The organism is Mycobacterium sp. NGS66 (genome assembly GCF_059812225.1).
The window spans coordinates 418680-434397 of sequence record NZ_JCALCG010000001.1 but is presented as its reverse complement, the minus strand read 5'-3'; the positions used below and the strand labels follow the sequence as shown (position 1 = coordinate 434397).

Here is a 15718-nt window from a genome sequence, read left to right as displayed (position 1 = left end):
CGATGAATGGCTCCGCTCGGGACTATCGGATACAACGGGCAGCCGCTGCGCAACCCGTTTCGGGTGGTGCGGCCACCGGTCCCGGTGCTGGTGGACCTGACCGTCCTGTTCCCGCGCGAGCCGCATCGCTCGGGCCGGTACCAGCCCAACGGACTGCAGCTGCACAAGGTCGTCGAGGGGCGGCTGAGCTGCTGGGGCATCTGCGAGCAAGGCGACTGGTGGGGGCTGGTGACCTACCCGATCGCCTAGGGGTCCAAGCGGAAGACCGTCACGCACTGGGTCCCGGCGTGGACGTTGCGCCGGAAACGCTGAAGCGCGGCCTCAGCCTTGGACTTTGCCCGGCGGAGGCTGCAGCCGGCGCCCTTGGACGTATGTCTCGGCGATGGACGTCTCCCGGGTCCGCATCAGCAACCCGAACAGCGTCTGGTCGCGGGCCCGCACCGGGTCGCTGGACCGTACGCCCTGGGTGATCACGGCCTTGAGCGCCGGTGTGCGGGTCGGGTCGATGACGACGAAGTCGGCCTCCTTGCCGACGTCGAAGTTGCCGAAACGGTCCTCCATGTCCAGGGCGCGCGCGCCGCCGAGTGTGCCGAGGAACAGCATCTCGGCCGGGTGCAGGGAAACCGCGTCTTCACCCGGTTCGGAGATGTGCACCTTGAAGGCTGCGGCAAGCACCTGCGGTATCGGCCATTCATCGCCGCCACCGAAATCCGTTCCCGCGGAGATGTTTACGCCGGATGCCATCGTGCGCAGCCACGGCATGGTCCCTGAGCCGAGGAACTGCTGGGAAATGGGGCAGTGCGCAATGGAGGTGCCCGTCTGCGCCATCCGCTGCAGTTCCACGTCCTGGCAGTGCACCGCGTGTGCCATGATGCTGCGCCGCCCAAGCAGGCTGAGGCCGCCCACTTTCGATCCGGGCAGGAATTTGCCGTCGTAGGTGTCCAGGCAGGTGTCGACCTGGTAGGTCTGTTTGGTTTCGTCCACATCGCCGGTGCCCGGGCGGTTGTTCTCGTTGAGATGAGTGTGGAAGTAGACGCCGCGGTCGCGAACCGAGTCATAAAGCTCGCCAAGGCTTTTCAGCGTCTGCGGGGTCACCGCGAGAGAGAAGCGCGGCGCGATCGCCACGTGTAGCAGCGCGGTGCGCGGGTCGCCGGTGTCGGCCGCGTGCCACTTGGCGATCTCTTCGCGGGTCAGCCGGATCGCGTCGTCTTCCGACGTCATCAGCGGCGCTGCAGTCTTGGGCCCGACGGTCTGAATGCCGCGCCCGCTGACGATTCGCAGGCCGCGGCGCCGGGTTTCGGTGAACAACGCATCCTGGGCGTGCGGAAACGGCGACCCGAAGACCATGGCCGCGGTGGTCCCCGACGCGATGCGGCGGTCGCAGAACTCGGCGGCCGCCTGCGCAGCGAAGCCAGGGTCGGCGAAGCGGGCTTCCGCGGGATAGATGCACTCGGTCAGCCACTCGAGCAGTTGTCCGCCGCCGTACGAGTCTCCGGCGAACGTCTGGGGGAAGTGCACGTGGGTGTCGACGAACCCGGGGAGCAGAAAGCCGGGCCGGTGATCGGACACCGCCGCGGCGCGGTACTTGAATGGGATGTCGGCGGGTTCCCCGCAGAATGCGATCCTGCCGTCGTCCTCGACCACCAGCGCGCCTTCGGGAATGGATATCAGGGCGTTGGCGGCCTCGGTGATCAGCGGGGCGACGGCGAGATGAAAGATGTGTCCGAGATGAATGCGGCTTGGCACTGGACCTCCCGTTGCGCGCGGCGTTCGGCTCACCCCGGCGGATCATCACACGCCAGGCCGGATCTCGCCACGCGAGCCGCCGCCGTCAGGTCCCACCATCGACACGCGGCGCATTCTGCCCCCACGGCGCCGGTGGCAATGCGATGATTGCTGCCCGTGGCAGGAAGCTGGGGATCTGTGGCGGCCGGGCTCATCTCGCTCGGACTGGTCGTCTCGCTATCACCGATCACGATCATCCCGGCGGTACTGGTCTTACAGGGGTCACGACCGCGGCCGAGCAGTCTCGCCTTTCTCGGCGGCTGGCTGCTGGGCCTGATGGTGTTGACGGCGCTGTCCGTGCTGGCCTCCCGTGCGCTCGGCGGTCTGCACAAGTCACCGCCGGCCTGGGCGTCCTGGCTGCGGGTGGTGTTGGGGTCGGCGCTGATCGTGTACGGCATCTATCAGTGGTTGACCCGGCATCGCCATGGCGATCCGCCGCGCTGGATGCGCTCGTTCGCCGACATCACCCCGGCGCGTGCGGGCGTGACGGGTGCGGTGCTGACGGTGGTGCGGCCCGACGTGTCGCTGATATGCGTGGGCGCTGGTTTGGCGATCGGCAGCAGCGGCCTGAGCGTTGCCGGCCACTGGGTGGCCGCCGCGTTTTTCGTCGCCGTCGCCGCCTCATCGGTCGCTATCCCGATCCTGGCCTACCTAGCCGCCGGTGACCGCCTCGACGAGCAGCTGACCCGTCTCAAGAACTGGATGGAGCGAAACCACGCCGGGCTGATGGCGGCCGTCTGCGTCCTGATCGGACTGATGGTGCTCTACCACGGGATTCACGCTCTGCAGTAACGGTCCAGCAAGGCCAGCGCGGGGCGGCCATGGTGTGCGGCGGTGAGCAAGGCGCGAGAGGCCAGGTCGGTCGGCTGCAGCCGGCCCGACGGGGTCGCCTTGACGGGCAACTTGACGTCGAGGCCCAGTCGCCAGCGCACCGCGTCCAACATGCGGAACGGGGCCAGCACCGGCGGCTCCCACAGCGGCCAGACGCGGCAGGGTTTTGCGTCTGAGTTCGCGGCCTTGAGGATCCCGTTCACCGCCCGGCGGGCTGCCTCGTTGGCGCCTTCCATCGTCGCCAAGTCGGTGTTCGTCCGGACGAAGTCGGAGGCGAGGAAAAAGTTTGGAATCTTGGTGACCGCGTCCGGCCGGTTGGCCCATGAGCCCGCCGTGTTGACCAGCAGCGGCTCGGCGTTGGTCGCCTTGCCCGGGTTGGGCATCTGGATATCCGGATCCAGAAACCACGTGACGACGTTCTTCTTCTTCAGCACGCCTTTGTCGAGATGGTCGCGGATCTGCGCCCACACCTCGGCGTGGATCTCGGGCCTCGAGCACTCCCGGGCGGGTTTGCCGTTGTGCGTGCCCGGTGTGCACCAGTCCGAGATGTCGACGGACAGGATTCCGCCCACCCGTCCGTTGCCGAGACGACTGAAATCGATGTCGTGCCAAAACTGCTTCTGCGAAATAGCGGTCAGCGCCCACGCGGAGTCGATGAACAGGATGTGGCCGTTGACCAGCGGCACGTCCTCGTGGAGGTAGAGCATCATGCCGTTCATCCAGCGGATCTGCAGCTTTTTGTCCTTGATCGGCCGCAGCCGCGGTTCGGCCTCGAGCAACTCCTTGGTCAGCAGCAACCGCAGCCGCTCCAGGGGCATCGCCGAGACGTAGTAGTCGGCTGTGATCCGCCCCGGGTGCCCGCCCTTGCGCACGCTGACCCCGGTGATACGGCGTCCGTCGCAATGGATTTGCTCGACCGCGCAGCGCTCGTGCAGCTCGACGCCGCGGCTCCGCAGATAGCTGACCCACGGGTCGATCCACATCTGGCTCGTCGGTCCGGTCAGCACACCGTCGGCATGCCTGCCGGGGATGCTGGTGCAGAACATCAGCTGCCACAGAATCGACGCGCCGGTGCGGGCGGACATCTCTTCGGCCCGTGCCGCGACGAGCGTGCGGGTCATCCCGGTGGCGATGAATTTCTTGAAGGCCGGCGAGCGGTGTTTGGCGTCGACGAAGTCCATCCAGGACATGCGTTCCCACTGCCCGATGCGGCGCTCTTGACAGGAGGTGAGAAACGTCAGCATCTGCTCGATGAACTCGGCCATTTCGTGTGCCGGAATGCCGATTTGGGTGCCGATGGTCCAGATGAAGTTGGCCGTCAGCTTGAGGTCGTCCAGCGATGCGGGCGGCATCATCGGGCCGATGATTTCGTTGCGCCCCTCGGCTTGGGCGATCATCATCAGCTTCGGCGTGTCGAGGTTGTCGTGAACCGTCCCGTGCCCATCGGGGATGCGGCGCAGCGTGTGGTAGAGGTGCTGGTAAAACCCCGGGAAGAAACGAAACCCGTGCTCGGCCGGCAGATCCGCTCGGCCGCCTTTCCCCGAGCCGGGCACCGGCAGCGAACGGGCCTTGCCGCCGAAAACATCGCGATGCTCGTAGACCTTTACCTTGAACCCGCGCTCTGCGAGTTCATGTGCGGCGCTGAGTCCGCCGACCCCGCCGCCGAGCACCGCAACGGTCGTCACGGCCGGAAGTAGGCTCGGGCGCGTCGCGGCGCCACCGCACACGCCGCTGCGATACTAGGCGACATGCCGCCGAACCTTACCCCAGTCGACGACGTCCTCGACGAAATTCGGTCGATCATCAAATGGTGCAAGGAATCTGAGAGCCCACTCGGGTATTTCGCCGCGCTGTATCTGCGCGTGACCCTGGCCATCAAGCAAGCGATCCAGGACGACAGATTCGACGACGGCAAGCGGATGGTCGACTTCGACGTCACGTTCGCCCGTCACTACTTCGACGCCTTCTATGCCCACCGTGACGGGAAGAAAGCCCCGCCCGAGGCGTGGCAGGTCGGTTTCGAGGATCACGACGGCAAACACCCGCTGATCATCCTGCAGCAGCTGATGACCGCGATGAATGCGCACATCGACCTCGACCTGGGCGTCGTGACCGACGAGATTCGGCGCAAGTATCCGAAGGCTCCGGTGGAGTCGTTGCACCACGACTTCACCGCGGTGAACACGGTCTTGAGCAGCCAGATACCCGGTGTTCTCAATGCGATCTGCACCGTCTCACCGGAAACCAAGACCTATCGAAAGTGGGCGAACGACGACTTCATCAAGGCGGGTCTGGGTGCGTTCCGGGAAGATGCCTGGCGGTTTTCCTGCGCGCTGGCCACCCTGCCGGCGACGCAACGAAAGAACCTGATTGCGCTGCGCGACAAAATGTGTGCCGGGCTGGGCAAGTGGTACATCCATCCGGTGCCGTCGGTGTGGATAGTCGACGACATCCGCAACCGGGAATCAACCGACGTGGCCGACATCATCGACGTGCTGACCAGCAAACCCGCCACGGTGCCCAAGAAACTGTGGTGAGCCGGTCAGGTCGCGTGCTTGGCCCGTGCCAATTCTGCCCGGGCGCGGTCGGCCCATAGCCGCGTTCCCATCCTGTCGAATTCGCGCAAGGCTTGCGCCAACGTCGCCGACGCGGTTTCGCGGTCGCCGCGCCGACGTTGCAATTCCCCGAGCAGTAGTTGAGTTCGGGCCCGTTCGAACGGCATTGGCAGTGCCTCGTGAGCGCTCATGGCCTGCTGGGTCATCCGCTCGGCGGCATCGAGGTCGCCCCGGGCCGCCAACCACATGCCGCGGCCCCGGGCGCCGGCCGCCAGCAGCCACGCCCGGTTGAGCCGCGCGCCATTTTGTTCCAACACCTCGATCAGCGGCACCGCATCGTCGAGGCGGCCAAGTCCGACCATCGCCTCGATCGCGTCGGGGAAGTGCCAGGTCAGCATGAGCTCCACGCCGTGCGTCGGGTTGAAATCGGCCAGCAGGGGTTCCAGCATCGTCAACGCTGCCTGGTAGTCCTCAAGTGACACTTCCAGGAAACCCATTGTCTGAGTGGGCCATTCGGCCATCCGTGCGGACTCGCAGCGCTGCGCGCCCTCGATCACGGCATGCGCATCGGCGCGTGCCTCGCCGACCTGTCCGACGTAGGCGTTTACCAACGCCCGAATTGTCAACGGGATGATGAGGATATCGCCCCCACCGAGTTGTTCGGCGTATTCCACTGCATCCGTGACATTTTGGATGGCTGCGGTGAACTCACCACGCCACATGTCGATCAGCGCAAGAAATCCGGCCATGGCCATCATGTCACGTTCGGCGCCGCGCTCCAGGCAGTGCTGCCGCAGGGCCTGCACCTGGGCGCGCCCCTCGGCCAGGTTTCCGGTCCAGGCCAGGATCATGGCGTTGACGAGGCTGGCGCGGAAATAAATCGGTGCATCGACGTCGCGGTCTTCCAATTCCAGCGCCCGCCGCAAAGCGGCCTCGTCCAGCCCGGTTCCGTGCGAGAAACTCACGAACGCCCAATAGGCCAGCGCCTGGCTCGTCAGCGCCGGTACTCCGAGTTGCTCGGCAATGGTCACCGCCTCGCGCGCGTGATCGAGTGCTTCGTCGAACTCGCCGGTGTTGACTTCAGCCATCGCCAGCATCAGGTCGGTGCGTGCCAGCATTGCCGGATTGTCCTTGGCGTCATCGAGTGCACGCTTGAGCAGACGTGCAGCATCGGCAAACCTGTTGTCGTAGATACGAATTCCGGCAAGAAGGTTGCTTGCCAACGCCCGCAGCGGGCCGGCGTGCATCTGCTCGATCACGGACTCGAGCATGGCGCGGGCCTGCTGGGTGTTGCCGGCCTCGAAATGAAGGCCCGCCGAGTGTATCCGTCGCGAAGGCTTGTCGCCGCCGAGTCCTATTGCCAGATCGAGTAATTCGGCCGCGGCTGCCGGCGCTCCGCGGGCACGGGCAGCGACGGCCGCTTCGTCGAGCGTTTTCAGGATCTCCGGGTCGGCGCTCACCGTGGACAGCGCGAGATGTCTGGCCTTCAGTTCGGGCAGCACCACGACGCCGGCGACCGCACGGTGCATTCGCCGCCTCCGGGCCGGCGTGGCCGCGGTGTACACGCCGCGAGCCAGCAGCGGATGCGAAAACCGGACCCGATTGCCGTCGAACGCCACGATGCCGTTGTTTTCGGCTTCCTCGAGCAGCTCGACGGTCCGCCCGACACTGGATCCGGTGACCTGTGCGAGCAGCTCCACCGTCGGATCGGCGACGCACGCGACGGCGAGCAGCACATCCAGCACGTCGCCTTCGAGGCGACCGATGCGGCGACTCACCAGCTCGGTCAGCGTGCCGGGCAACGCCAGTTCGCCGCTGGGCGACTCGTCGCCTATGGTGCGGGCCAGTTCGATCGCATAGAAGGGATTTCCGCCGGAGATCTCCGCGATACGCAGCAGATTGCGGCGCGGCAGGCTTCGGCCGAGCTTGTTTTTGATCAGCGTGCGCAGACCGTCTAAACCCATGGGCCGCACCTGAATTCGGTCGATGGAGTCGGTCCGGCCCAGGTCGAGCCAGGGTGCGACGGCGTCGGTGTCCGACGCGACCCGCTCGGCTACCAGCACGCCGACCGGACCCCGCAATCTACGGGCCGCGAATGCCAGCGCCTCCTTGCTCGAGGTGTCGAGCCATTGCGCGTCGTCGACGGCCACCAGTACCGGCGCATCGATCGCGATTCTTTCCAGCACCGACAGGAATGCCGCGGCTACCACGCGTTGATCGGTGGCCGGTCCATCGCCGTTGGCGCGCAACGTCACTCGGTCCAGCGCCAGGCGCTGCAACGACGGCAAGCGAGCGAATACTTCTGCTTCGACGTCGGCGATCAGGTCGGCCAGCGACGCGTAGGCCAGCACCGACTCGGTTGCCCCCACTCGCGCCGAAAGCACCCGGAACCCGCGCTCGACTGCCTCGTCCAGCGCCGCCTGCCACAACGTCGTCTTGCCGATGCCCGCCTCGCCGGCAATGACCAATCCCGACACCCGGGCACTTGCCGAGGCCAAAAAGTGTGTCACCGCGTGCAATTCGACCGCGCGGCTGACCACACCGGCAGCGCTGAGCTCTATCGCTTCCGACGGACGCTGCTCGGTTGCCGGCGCGTCGGTATCGGCGGTGTCTTTCTGTGTGCGTTCTGCCGGCGCGGCCGAGCGATGGGCCGAGTGGGCCGAAGGTGGCGGAAGCGATGAAGCCGGCGTGCCGAGCGCGTCGCGGGCCGCCCGCGCCAGATCGGTGACGGTGGCGTATCGCTCGTCGGGATCCTTGGCCATGCCTTTGGCGATGACGTCGTCGAAGGCCCTGGGCACCGAGCGCATGGTCGACGGTCGCGGCGGCGGCGTGGCGAGGTGACCGGCAAGTTGCTGGTCGACGCTGTCGCCGGGGAACGGGCAGCTGCCGGTCAAGCACTCATGCAGCACGCACGCCAGCGAATAGACGTCCGAGCGGACGTCGACCCGACCGTGGGTGAACCGCTCCGGCGCCATGTACTGCACCGTTCCGATCAGGCCGCCGCCGGTGGTCGCGCCTGCTTCGCCGGTGACGCGGGCGATCCCGAAATCGATGAGGTAGGCGAAATCGTCGTCGGTGACCAAGATGTTCGACGGCTTGACGTCGCGGTGCACCAGTCCGGCATTGTGGACGGCCTGCAACGCCTTGGCCGTCTGCTCGACGATCACTACCGCGCGGGTCGCGTCCAGCGGTCCTGCTGCAATAAGCGCATGCAAGTCTCGGCCGTTGATCAGTCGCATGTCGACGAACAGCCGGCCTTCGATCTCCCCGTAGGTGTGGATCGGCAGCACGTGCGGCTCGCTGAGCCGGGCGGCCGCGTGCGCCTCGCGGCGGAAGCGCCGCTTGAACGAGGCGTCCGCGGCAAAGTGCGAGGGAAGCAGTTTCAACGCCACCACGCGATCGGTGGTGGTGTCGTACGCGCGCCACACTTCTCCCATGCCGCCGCGGGCGATCATTTCGATCAGCCGGTACTGCCCGAACGGAGTCCCTTTCACAGCGTCTTGTCCAGGTCCTTCCAGCTAGACCGGCGACTACCACCCTGGGTGAACGATAGACCTGCGCCGCCAGCGCCCGCAGCCACTCGGAACGGCTTGCGTCTCCGAGATGCATCGCGCGGGTGCCGTTAGGGTTGAGGCGATGACCAAGGCCTGGCGTTCGCGCGGCATCGAACAGATCACTCGCGGGCTGGGCTCGCTTGACCGAGAACTGTTTACGGCGATCGCCGACAGCCCCACCCCGTTACTCGACACGGTTATGCCGCCGCTGACCCGGGCCGCCGACCACTCCAAGCTGTGGCTCGCCATCGCGGCGGGGCTGGTTGCCACCAGGCGACCTTCCGCTCGGCGCGGCGCGGTACGCGGGGTGGCGTCGCTGGGAGCCGCCAGCCTGTTCACCAATCAGGTCGCCAAGCGAATCCGTCAGCGGCCCCGTCCGGCCGACGATTCCGTGCCGCTGATCAGGCGAGTCCGGCGACGCCCGACCTCCAACTCGCTACCGTCCGGGCACTCGGCCAGTGCCGCCGCGTTCGCCGTCGGGGTGGGCCTGGAGAATCCGCCGGTCGGGTTCGGGCTGGCGTTGCTGGCCGGGTTGGTCGGGCTGTCGCGGGTGGCCACCGGCGCGCACTATCCGGGCGATGTGATCGTCGGGTTCGGCATCGGGGCCGGCATCGCCGTCCTCGGCGGGCGGCTGGTACCACCGCTCACCCCGGCCACCGCGCCGGAAGCCGAACCGCTGCGCGTCGAGACACCGGAGCGGCCCGACGGCTCCGGAGTTGTTCTGGTGGTCAACCCGGAATCGGGCAGCGGCACCGGGGCCCGGGTCGCCGACCAGGTGCGCGTCGAGTTGCCCAAGGCGGAGATCGTGGAAATCGGTTTGCATGACGATCCGGAGCAGGTGTTGCGTCGCGCCGCGGCGCATGCCGAGGTGCTCGCGGTTGCCGGCGGCGACGGCACGGTGTCGACCGCCGCGGGAGTGGCCAGCGAGGCCGGGCTGCCGTTGGCGGTGTTTCCGGCCGGGACGTTCAACCACTTCGCGAAGGACATCGGTTGCGACACCGTGGCCCAAACCGTGGCGGCGATCCGGCGCGGCAGTGTTGCCTACGTCGACCTGGTGTGTCTGAACGAAAGCCGGATGGTGGTCAACAACGCGAGCATCGGCGCATATCCCAAGTTCGTGCAGCGACGCGAGAAGCTGGAGAAGCGCATTGGCAAGCCGCTGGCGAGCGTCTACGCGATGGTGCAAACGCTGCGCCACGACCAACCGGTACGTATCCGCTACGACAACAAGACAATTCAGACGTCGCTATTCTTCTTGGGCAACTCGGTGTATCTGCCGACCGGGTTTGCCCCGTCTCGGCGCACCCGCATGGACGACGGCTTGATCGATGTCCGCATCCTGGAAACCGGCCGCCGATTCGCCAAGACCAGAATCCTGACCGCCCTGATTTTCGGACGTCTGCCCCGCAGCCCGCTGTACCACGAGATGCAGGTGCCGCGGTTCAGCTTCGCTGCCGTCGACGGGCCGACTGTCATCGCTCACGACGGTGAAGTCGGCGAGCGGTACGACGAGGCCACCTTCACCGCGCAGTACCGGGCGTTGCCGGTCTTTCGGCCGCTGCCGCCCGCCTAGCGGCAATTTGGTTGTCTCGTGGCGCTCGACGCGCCATGGCCGGTACTTACCCGCGATCTTGCGCCAGCCTGGCGAGGTTCTTGAGCGAATTGTCGAGGTGCTGCCGGTCGAACGGCGGGAATCCGATGTGTTCGCGAAGGCCGCAGGCACCGCCGACCAGTCATACGTCAGCGTGACCTGCGTCCGGTGGTCGTCGACCGGCTCGAGGTCGTAGCGCCAGATCCAGCCGCCGAATTCGAGGCTGACGTCGTCGGCGCCCTGGCCGGGAAGCCAGGCAATGGCATGTGGCGGCTGGAAGACCTCGACCCGGTTAGCCATCTCGTAATGCTTCCCCCCAAAGTTCTCGTGGTACATCGCCATCCGGAAGATCTGGCCGACCTCGGTGAGCCGCTTGCCGTCGCGTGACTCCCGCACCCAGCCGGTGCCGTCGATCGCGTGATGGGTGGTCGGGTCCGCCAGCACGTCGAACACGATTTCCGCCGGCGCGTCGACGGCGCAGGTCGCTTTCATGGTTTCGTCAGTCATGCCAGTACTGACCGGCGGCGGCTCACAAACTCATCGCTACCACAGCTCGCCACCGTGGCGACGGTAGGCCGACGGAGGCTGGCCCCAGGCGCTGCGGAATGCCCGGGTAAACGAACTGGCGCTGTCGAATCCGACTCGGGTCGCCACCTGAAGAACGCTCAATTGAGGGTCGGCGAGCAGCGCTGCGGCCTGCATCAGACGCGCTTGCTGAGTGTAGGTGCGCCAGGTCATCTTCAGCTCGCGCTCGCACAGCCGTCGCAGCGAACGCGCAGACATGCCAGCGGCCGCGGCGGCCTCATCAATCGTGATGTCCGCCAAGGCATTACGCGTGGTTCTCAGTGCAGCCGCGAGTTGCGGATGGTTGGTCGTGGGCAGGCTGAACGGACTTTGCGACTCGAGTAGTTCGGCCAACAGTTCGGCGAAGCACTGGAAGTACGCATCGGCTATCGCATCTGACGACGGGCGGTCGATGGGCCAGCGGCAGGCGTAGCTGATCATGTGCCGGATCAAGGGCGACACCGGCAGGATTCCGGCCTGCTGGCGGGCCGGTTGCAAGAGCATCGGATGCAGGAATATCGACACCGAGCGGACCCGCGTGTCGATCGTGCTGATGTGCTCGACCCCGGCGGGAATCCAGGCCGCCTGCCGGTCGGACAGCAGGTAGGCGCCGGCGTCCGTCTCCACCTCGAGCAGACCTTGCACGACGTACTCCAGCTGGTGCAGGTCATGGGCGTGCCGGCCGGTGGTGACCGGCTCTCCTTCGTAGACAAACGCCCCTGCGGTGGGCCGGCCTCCCTGGCGCATGTCAACGATCACGGTGTTGTCCGCTGAGGACAAGATTGCGGCCGTTCGTGCAGAGAAAGTCATCGTTGATCGATGGTACGACTGTCAGTCATGTCAACACAGTCCTTCACACCTGCCGCGGGTAACCCCAAATGGACCAAGTACTACGACACCGTCGTCGCGCTGCTGACGCGCGAACGACGTTGGCGCACCGCGGCGGTCGGGCAGCTGGGATTGCAACCGGGCGACGTCGTCGTGGATATCGGTTGCGGGACAGCGTCTTCGGCGATCCTGATGAGGCGGTCTCAGCCGGGCGCACGGGTCATCGGGGTGGACCCTGACCCGGAGGTGCTCGGCATCGCGCGCGCGAAGGTGCGCAAGGCCGGCTTGGACCCCGAAGACATCGAATTCGTGCCGGGCATGGGCGACAAGGCCGCAGAGCTGCTGGGGCCCCGCACCGCGAGCAAGGTCGTCTCCAGTCTGGTGCTGCACCAATGCCCGGTGCCGATGAAAAAGGCGATCATCACCAACATGTTCGAGCTGTTACGGCCTGGCGGTGAGCTCGTGATCGCCGACTACGGTTGGCAACGCAGCCCCTTCATGCGGCTGGGTTTCCGGCTGGTCCAGTGGGCCGACGGAAAGGCCGATACCCAGCCCAACGCGGATGGGATACTGCCCGAATTGATCGCACGCGCCGGTTTTGTGGACGTCACCGAAGCGGCGGTGATTCCCACCGTCTCCGGATCACTGTCGATCTACCACGCTAGGCGGCCGTCACCGCGCCCGTGAAGGCGAAAACCGCACGGCAACAAGGTTTTTCGAGCGGCACCTGGCACGCAACACCAGCGTGCAGCTCGTCCACGCCGAAAGTGAGACAATTGCTCCATGTCGGAAACGCCGGAGGAGCAGTCCGGGCGCCGGGCGGCACAGCGGGCCCGAGAACTTGCTGAGCGGCGAGACGAGCTGGGGTCGGGAAGTTCGTCATCGGCGGATGCGGTTGAGGGCGCCCGCCGGGCTGCTGCGGAATCGCGACAGCGGTCCGCGGACGCACATCGCGCCGTCGCCGAGCGGCATCGCCAAGCAAGCTGGGTGCACGAACAAGCCGCCGACCTTCATGAGCACGCCGCCGCGGAAGGTATCGGCGATGTGGCTGAGCACCAGCGTGCCGCCGCACGTCATCGTGAAGCCGCCGAAAGCGATCGCCAAGCGGCTCGACGGGACGACGACGAGGCGGACGCCGACGAGTAGCCGCCGCACGGATCGTCAACCGGCCCAACATAATCGGTGTCCGGGCGACGAAATCTCGAGCAACGTCAGCCCCAGACGGTCTGGGCGCTTGCCAGATCGCATCAAAAAAGCCGTACGCGAAGGCGCGCTCTGCCCTAGGCTCCATCCCATCAGGAAGGGCACCCACCATGCGCCAGCTAACAGCCGCGGTCGCCGTTGCCGCGATAGGGATCTTGGTCGCGGGCTGCGGGGGTGGCGACAAGGGCGGCTCGGCTTCGCCGTCGTCTGGCCCCGCCAAGACCACTCCCAGCCCGACGAAGCCTCCGCTCGCCCAGTCCGCGCTGGCCGGCCTACTGCTCACTCCAGCCGAGATCGACGCCGCGTTGGGTGCCACCGGAGCGAAGGTGACCGAGACCGCCGACACGTTGACAGAAGACAAAACGGCCGAGATCTTTTCTTCGGGATACAAGTTGCCCGCCGAATGCCTTTACGCCAGCGGCGCCGGCTTGGTACCGGTCTATGCCGGCAGCGGAAACACCGCAGTCCATCGAGAACGTGACGTGGTGTCGCTCTCCGAATCCGACGAACACAACCCGCAGGTGAACCAGGTCGTGGTGCTGTTCCCGTCGGCCAAAGAGGCGAAGGCGTTTTTCGACAGTTCGGCGAAGGCCTGGCCGGCGTGCGCCAACCGCCAGGACACCGCTCCCGGCGATGCCAACAACCCGGAGATCCATTGGTCGGTGGGGCCGGTCTTGAACACCAACGGAACGTTGAGCACCGTCGTGGGGCTGACCGTGACGTCGAACGGCACCGCCACGTCCGCGAGTTGTCAGCGGGCGCTGACCGTCCGCAACAACGTCGTCATCGACATCGAGTCGTGCCGCAAAGACCCTGGGGACGTGGCGGTCAACGTCGCGAATCAGATCGCGGCCAAGGTGGACAAACAGTAGCCGAGCATCAGTAGTCGGCGACCGCCTTCGCCACCACTCCGTCGACGTCGTCGGTGAGCAAAAGCCGCTGCGCCACAAGAGATTCCGCGACCGCGCGAGCCGCAGCGGCGTAATCGTCGCGGGTCGGATACCGTTCGGTCACCGACGGCCGTCCCGGCGGGAAGGGCAACTTGCTGCCGATCCGCTCATAGAGCACGTCGGGCAGGGCGTCGATGTGCCGCCTGGGATTCCAGCCGGTATAGGTGGCCAGCGGCGCAGCGACCGCGGGCAGTCGGATGCCGGCCACTTCGTTGCCGTCCGCGTCTACCGCCGAAACCACGTCGACGAACGTTTCGCCCAGCCGGACCGGCCAGCGACCGATGCCGCGGTCGGCGTCCGGTCCGAGGTCGACGCGGCGCGGGTAGCGCAGGGAGGCGGGGTCGGGCGCGGCGGCGTGGAAGAAACCGGACAGCACGTCCTTGCGGGTGGCGGCCGTGCCGTCGCTGGTCCGCGGGATCTGGCTGGGCGGCGGCTCGACGCCGTCAATAACCCAGTTCTCCAGGGCGACCAGCAGCGCCCGGTTCACCGGCGCGACGTCCAGCCGATGCACCGGGTTCGCGGCCGGCATGGCCGCCTTGATCTGGCTGCTGCCGAAGTGGTCGCTCCCGGCGATCAAATAGGTGCGGACGTCGGGATCCTCGGGCAGGTCTTCGCCGGTGAACGGGTCGACGTGCAGCAGCGCCCCGTCACCGTGCCAGTACTCCGACGCGCTGTTGGTGAAGATCAGCTTCGGCACGGCGCCGAGCTGCCGCTGCCGCGCCAGCAGGTCGGCATGCCCCAGGGGAGTGAGGTTGCCGAAGCCGTTGGTTTGCGCGACCGACGGCTGTGCGTAGCGGTGGTTGAACTCTCCGGTGAAGGCGCCGGCGAAGTCGCTGAACACGCCGTCGAAAACCGGCATTCCGGATTCGTCGATGTTCAGTCCTTCGGAGACGAAATGGCGCAGCAGCCGACCCGACTGCGAGACCCCGTAGGCGAAGGTGTGGTCGATGCCGTCGGCTCGCAGATGCGAGACGACGTCGCGGATGGCCAGCAATCCGCAGCCGGCGACGGGTGCCCGCGATGTCCGATACACCAGCTCATACCAATGGAACGGTTTGAATCCACCGTCGACCGTCAGGTGCGTCTCGTCGGTGAACCGCCAGGTGTCCCGGGGGATGGTCGTGGGTTCGGCGTCCGGCGACGTGCGGACCGTCAGGACGGCTTGCGGGTCGTCGACGTCGACGGTCGGGTAGTCGGTGAAGGTGAACAGCTCCCGGGCGCCGGGCACCGCGTCGAGTTCGGGCGCCGAAAAGCTCAGCCCATGCACGTCACTTTCCGTGTCCGAGCGCCATTCCAGGCGCATGAAGCCGGCCGGCACGTCGGCCTGGGGAGCTGTCAGACCCAGGATCGCCGGGCCGCGCTGCACATCCCATTGCCACCCGCACGACGCGATCGTCCACCCCCGGTCGAGCAGGAATCCGTTCTTGAGCCACGGCGCGTAGGTGGGTACGCCACGGTTGGGGACAACGAAGAGCAACTTGCCGTTCCCGCCATCGACGGGGCGAAGCAGACGCAGGTCCGCGTCATAGCGAACCAGCCCGTCCGCGTCGCGAGGCGCGAGCTCGAGGTCGACAATCCGCTTGTTCGCCGGACTTTCGGGGTCGACGGCGAAGTTGACGGTCGCCTCCACCCACTCGTAGCGGGTGTCGGTGTGCGGGTAAACCCGGTGGGTGTGAACTGACTCGACGGTCATTGTCAGCTCCTTGGCGGTTGGGTGGTCTCGGCAGCGCCGCCGTTGTCGCATCAAGGTTCTCGCGCGCGTCTCAAAGAATTCTTGGAATCGGCTTGGTGCGGTCGCCAGACTTCGGTTAGCCGTGGGCATCCCGGAATGTGTGCAGCGAACCCGTTGGGCTCGAG

11 protein-coding genes and 2 pseudogenes are annotated in these 15718 nt (G+C 66.5%); 7 read left to right on the top strand and 6 right to left on the bottom strand.

Translation table 11 applies throughout. The features are described 5' to 3' along the window. Positions 1–6 precede the first annotated feature (6 nt). Positions 7–246, top strand: a pseudogene (locus AC5Y2L_RS02200) (hypothetical protein); the annotation flags it as partial. A 75-nt stretch (positions 247–321) separates the two neighbouring features. Here the strand turns inward: AC5Y2L_RS02200 and AC5Y2L_RS02195 are convergent. Beyond that, the gene (locus AC5Y2L_RS02195; protein ID WP_499934582.1) at positions 322–1746 is read right to left on the bottom strand and encodes an amidohydrolase family protein; all 1425 of its coding nucleotides are present in this window, start codon (positions 1744–1746) and stop codon (positions 322–324) included. 156 nt (positions 1747–1902) lie between these two features. Between AC5Y2L_RS02195 and AC5Y2L_RS02190 the strand changes: the two genes are divergently transcribed. After that, positions 1903–2577, top strand: coding sequence for a GAP family protein (locus tag AC5Y2L_RS02190; RefSeq protein WP_499934583.1), 675 nt, complete (start codon positions 1903–1905; stop codon positions 2575–2577). Here AC5Y2L_RS02190 and AC5Y2L_RS02185 read toward each other — a convergent pair. Then, the gene (locus AC5Y2L_RS02185) at positions 2562–4301 is read right to left on the bottom strand and encodes a hydroxysqualene dehydroxylase (protein ID WP_499934584.1); all 1740 of its coding nucleotides are present in this window, start codon (positions 4299–4301) and stop codon (positions 2562–2564) included. The genes AC5Y2L_RS02190 and AC5Y2L_RS02185 overlap by 16 nt on opposite strands. Before the next feature lie 63 nt (positions 4302–4364). Here AC5Y2L_RS02185 and AC5Y2L_RS02180 point away from each other — a divergent pair, with 63 nt between their 5' ends. Then, the gene (locus AC5Y2L_RS02180) at positions 4365–5153 is read left to right on the top strand and encodes a DUF5995 family protein (protein ID WP_499934586.1); all 789 of its coding nucleotides are present in this window, start codon (positions 4365–4367) and stop codon (positions 5151–5153) included. A 5-nt stretch (positions 5154–5158) separates the two neighbouring features. Here the strand turns inward: AC5Y2L_RS02180 and AC5Y2L_RS02175 are convergent, their stop codons facing one another. Further along, on the bottom strand, positions 5159–8665 hold the full coding sequence (locus AC5Y2L_RS02175) for a serine/threonine-protein kinase (RefSeq protein ID WP_499934587.1): 3507 nt from the start codon (positions 8663–8665) through the stop codon (positions 5159–5161). A gap of 142 nt (positions 8666–8807) precedes the next feature. Here AC5Y2L_RS02175 and AC5Y2L_RS02170 point away from each other — a divergent pair, with 142 nt between their 5' ends. Next, complete coding sequence (locus AC5Y2L_RS02170; RefSeq protein WP_499934588.1) at positions 8808–10298, top strand: bifunctional phosphatase PAP2/diacylglycerol kinase family protein; 1491 nt, start codon at positions 8808–8810, stop codon at positions 10296–10298. A 46-nt stretch (positions 10299–10344) separates the two neighbouring features. Here AC5Y2L_RS02170 and AC5Y2L_RS02165 read toward each other — a convergent pair. Beyond that, a pseudogene (locus tag AC5Y2L_RS02165) lies at positions 10345–10823 on the bottom strand (SRPBCC family protein). A 36-nt stretch (positions 10824–10859) separates the two neighbouring features. Further along, complete coding sequence (locus tag AC5Y2L_RS02160; protein ID WP_499934590.1) at positions 10860–11690, bottom strand: helix-turn-helix transcriptional regulator; 831 nt, start codon at positions 11688–11690, stop codon at positions 10860–10862. A 27-nt stretch (positions 11691–11717) separates the two neighbouring features. Here AC5Y2L_RS02160 and AC5Y2L_RS02155 point away from each other — a divergent pair, with 27 nt between their 5' ends. From AC5Y2L_RS02155 to AC5Y2L_RS02145, 3 genes are all read left to right on the top strand, one after another. Further along, on the top strand, positions 11718–12395 hold the full coding sequence (locus AC5Y2L_RS02155) for a class I SAM-dependent methyltransferase (protein ID WP_499934591.1): 678 nt from the start codon (positions 11718–11720) through the stop codon (positions 12393–12395). A gap of 96 nt (positions 12396–12491) precedes the next feature. Then, positions 12492–12854, top strand: a complete 363-nt coding sequence (locus tag AC5Y2L_RS02150) for a hypothetical protein (RefSeq protein ID WP_499934592.1) — start codon at positions 12492–12494, stop codon at positions 12852–12854. Positions 12855–13021: 167 nt separating this feature from the next. Further along, complete coding sequence (locus AC5Y2L_RS02145) at positions 13022–13783, top strand: sensor domain-containing protein (protein WP_499934593.1); 762 nt, start codon at positions 13022–13024, stop codon at positions 13781–13783. Between the two features lie 7 nt (positions 13784–13790). Here AC5Y2L_RS02145 and AC5Y2L_RS02140 read toward each other — a convergent pair whose 3' ends face one another. Further along, entirely contained in the window at positions 13791–15554 is a 1764-nt protein-coding gene (locus AC5Y2L_RS02140; protein WP_499934594.1) for an alpha/beta hydrolase domain-containing protein, read from the bottom strand. Between the last annotated feature and the right edge of the window lie 164 nt (positions 15555–15718).

Excerpts from the sequence above, each read along its gene's own strand:
- AC5Y2L_RS02145 (WP_499934593.1), top strand. The coding sequence starts at position 13,022 with ATGCGCCAGCTAACAGCCGCGGTCGCCGTTGCCGCGATAGGGATCTTG.
- AC5Y2L_RS02155 (WP_499934591.1), top strand. The coding sequence starts at position 11,718 with ATGTCAACACAGTCCTTCACACCTGCCGCGGGTAACCCCAAATGGACC.
- AC5Y2L_RS02140 (WP_499934594.1), bottom strand. The coding sequence starts at position 15,554 with ATGACCGTCGAGTCAGTTCACACCCACCGGGTTTACCCGCACACCGAC.
- AC5Y2L_RS02170 (WP_499934588.1), top strand. The coding sequence starts at position 8,808 with ATGACCAAGGCCTGGCGTTCGCGCGGCATCGAACAGATCACTCGCGGG.
- AC5Y2L_RS02160 (WP_499934590.1), bottom strand. The coding sequence starts at position 11,690 with ATGACTTTCTCTGCACGAACGGCCGCAATCTTGTCCTCAGCGGACAAC.
- AC5Y2L_RS02180 (WP_499934586.1), top strand. The coding sequence starts at position 4,365 with ATGCCGCCGAACCTTACCCCAGTCGACGACGTCCTCGACGAAATTCGG.
- AC5Y2L_RS02150 (WP_499934592.1), top strand. The coding sequence starts at position 12,492 with ATGTCGGAAACGCCGGAGGAGCAGTCCGGGCGCCGGGCGGCACAGCGG.